We start from the raw sequence: 2,743 nt of genomic DNA, 5'->3' as shown, positions 1-2,743 counted from the left end.
AGCACTCATAATGCTGGGGTCGCAAGTTCGAATCTCGCCGTAGCCACCAACCTTTAACTGATAATGATGCGGACGTGGTGGAATTGGTAGACACGCTGGATTTAGGTTCCAGTGCCTCACGGCGTGAGAGTTCAAGTCTCTCCGTCCGCACCAACTCTCTGAACCAACACTATGTTGGGGCATAGCCAAGCGGTAAGGCAGCGGGTTTTGATCCCGCGATTCCCAGGTTCGATCCCTGGTGCCCCAGCCAACGCGTTGCTTGAGTTCGTCCATATGTTGATGGGGCATAGCCAAGCGGTAAGGCAGCGGGTTTTGATCCCGCGATTCCCAGGTTCGATCCCTGGTGCCCCAGCCAACATGACCACTTGCGGTGGTGGCGGAATTGGTAGACGCGCTAGCTTCAGGTGCTAGTGTCCGCAAGGACGTGAGGGTTCAAGTCCCTCCCTCCGCACCAAGTTGTTAGGACACTCTGCATTAAAAAACCACCTTTACGGTGGCTTTTTTGTTTTTGGCTCCTGATATGTTCTGTAGTACTAGCTCATTCCCATCGCTTGTTTAATAATTGCCTGCTTGATGACGCTCCTTTGCGCCAACTTCAAACTCGCTGCAACCATGCGCTGTTTCAAAGGATTGGCATCTTCAAAGTGCCAGTGAATCATATCCATTGCCCGCATCATTTTCGCATTAGCTTTGCGACGCTGACGTTCATAACGCTGACTATCACCCTGCTGTTCAATAAAACAGCGAATATCGGCAAAGCCTAAATTGACTCCCTGCCCCGCCAACGGGTGAATACTGTGAGCTGCATCCCCCATCAGTACGACAGGTCCAACGCAATAACGTAATGCATGTTTTCGCTGTAATGGAAATTGCCCCGATGCATAGGTATCAAAGGCACCAATGAACGGCTCAAATAGTTGCTTCAGATCGGTAGTGTGATGCGTATTGCTGGGTCGATAATTGATTAGACAGGCTTCATTACAACCCAGTGGGAGTAATGCAAACGGACCGCCAGGTTTGAATACTTCCCAGGTTGCCGAGGGTATAGGCTGTTCGGTTATCACATTGACCAACTCACACGTTTGTCCGTAGTCCCAGCCGCGATATCCAATTCCGGCCGCCCGCGCAACTTGCGAATGAGCGCCATCACAACCAAGTAAGCGATTAAATTGGACCGACGCGCCACCCGCAAGAACCGCTTTGTGGTTAGCTAAGTCAATTTCACTGATGGCATCGTTAGCCCGTATTTGCGCAGTTTCACAATGGTTCAAGCAGCGCCACAACGCGCGCTGCAGTGCATTGTTTTCAACCATCACGCCCAATTGGTCGCGATTCACCTCTTTTGCATCAAAGTCGGCGCGAGTGCCGTTGATCGACGCAACCGACAGTGTCGTGTAAGGCAGTACTCTATCTTTATCAATGCAATCCGCAACACCGAGCTGAGAAAGCCAATGCCAATGATGGTCATTGACTGACGAAATGCGTATATCCCAACGTTCCGCTTTTTTCGGCGCTTCAGCGTTATCTACAAGTAGCACGCGGTAACCCTGCTGAGCCAACGCTAAACCTGCCGCCGCCCCCACCATTCCAGCACCGTTGATTAGGTAATCTACCGAGATTGTCACCGCTGTAACTCCTGTCGCCACCATGGATTGTTTCGATTGCCGCTATTTTTAACATAAAAGCGCGCTGTTTTCCGTTACTATATGCATTATTGGATTATCAACTTGCGCTAGCTCAATGCATTCAAACGCCGTATCAACTCGAAATGTCGTCATCGCGTCTTGCTTTATTCTCTCAGCAGAAGCGAGTTTTGCTGGTGTAAGTGCATTAGTGAAGCACTTAAGCGATGATCAATCATTTGCGCAACTGGTGTTTTTTCGTAACGTCATGGCGTTTATTGTGTTGCTACCCTGGCTTTTACGTAAAGGTCCAAGTGCGTTACGAACTGAGAAATTAGGGTTGCACCTGTTGCGAGGTACCGCTGGTGTTGCCGCTATGTACCTGTTCTTTTTCGCTATAGCGACTATTCCACTCGCTCAAGCAACACTGGTATTGTTGTTGTCACCCTTTTTAATCCCAATTATTGGTCGGGTTTGGTTAAAAGAATATGTCGCACGACAAACCTGGTTAGCCATTTTGTTAGGCTTTGTCGGCGTGTTTATTTTCTTAAGCCCCTGGCAAGCGAGTATATCGCCCATCGTTGGGGTTGCGTTTGTCGCGGCGGTTTTTGCTGCATTCACCAAAACGGTGATTAGAAAAATGTCGGTTACCGAATCCACCAGTAAAATCGTCTTTTATTTTTCGACCTATGCCACCATTGCCAGTGCTATCCCTTTAATTTGGTTATGGCAGCCGATGCCTTACGAGGACTGGCTTGGCGTTATTGCTATGGGTTCGTTGGCTGTTTACGGGCAACTCGCGATGACTAAAGCGTTTTCGATTGCTCCGCCTGCCAAAGTAGGCGTATTCACGTATACCTCTGTAATGTTTGCGGCCTTGCTCGGCTATCTGTTCTTCGATGAGGTGATCGCTTGGCATATGTTTTGGGGCGCTATCATCATTATTATTGCCGGCTACTTCGCTATACGCACTCGTCGCAAAAGTTAACGCGGTATGGTTGGCTTTTACCCAATAGAACAGGTAAAATACGCGCCCAATTTGAAGTTTCCAAATTCCAGCAATTGATTGAGTCACCATGAGCAAAAAGTTATACGTAAAAACCTGGGGTTGTCAGATGAAC

2 protein-coding genes and 4 tRNA genes are annotated in these 2,743 nt (G+C 48.8%); 5 read left to right on the top strand and 1 reads right to left on the bottom strand.

Annotation, left to right across the window (positions count from 1 at the left end; all coding sequences use genetic code 11):
* Nucleotides 1-68 precede the first annotated feature (68 nt).
* From B2X00_RS05065 to B2X00_RS05050, 4 genes are all read left to right on the top strand, one after another.
* Nucleotides 69-153 (top strand) — tRNA-Leu (locus B2X00_RS05065).
* 22 nt (nt 154-175) lie between these two features.
* Nucleotides 176-250, top strand: a tRNA-Gln gene (locus tag B2X00_RS05060).
* A gap of 30 nt (nt 251-280) precedes the next feature.
* Nucleotides 281-355, top strand: a tRNA-Gln gene (locus tag B2X00_RS05055).
* A gap of 12 nt (nt 356-367) precedes the next feature.
* Nucleotides 368-454: transfer RNA gene (locus tag B2X00_RS05050), tRNA-Leu, on the top strand.
* 79 nt (nt 455-533) lie between these two features.
* Here the strand turns inward: B2X00_RS05050 and B2X00_RS05045 are convergent.
* Nucleotides 534-1,625, bottom strand: coding sequence for an FAD-dependent monooxygenase (locus B2X00_RS05045; RefSeq protein ID WP_290486375.1), 1,092 nt, complete (start codon nt 1,623-1,625; stop codon nt 534-536).
* A 115-nt stretch (nt 1,626-1,740) separates the two neighbouring features.
* Here B2X00_RS05045 and B2X00_RS05040 point away from each other — a divergent pair, with 115 nt between their 5' ends.
* Nucleotides 1,741-2,610, top strand: coding sequence for a DMT family transporter (locus B2X00_RS05040; protein ID WP_290486374.1), 870 nt, complete (start codon nt 1,741-1,743; stop codon nt 2,608-2,610).
* Nucleotides 2,611-2,743: the final 133 nt, after the last annotated feature.

This window comes from Idiomarina sp. UBA3162 (assembly GCF_002364475.1).
In the GTDB taxonomy this organism is placed as follows: domain Bacteria; phylum Pseudomonadota; class Gammaproteobacteria; order Enterobacterales; family Alteromonadaceae; genus Idiomarina.
This window is presented reverse-complemented; position numbering and strand designations above follow the sequence as displayed.

Bases quoted from the DNA above. Each gene is read 5' to 3' on its own strand.
- B2X00_RS05040 (WP_290486374.1), top strand. From the start codon at position 1,741: ATGCATTCAAACGCCGTATCAACTCGAAATGTCGTCATCGCGTCTTGC.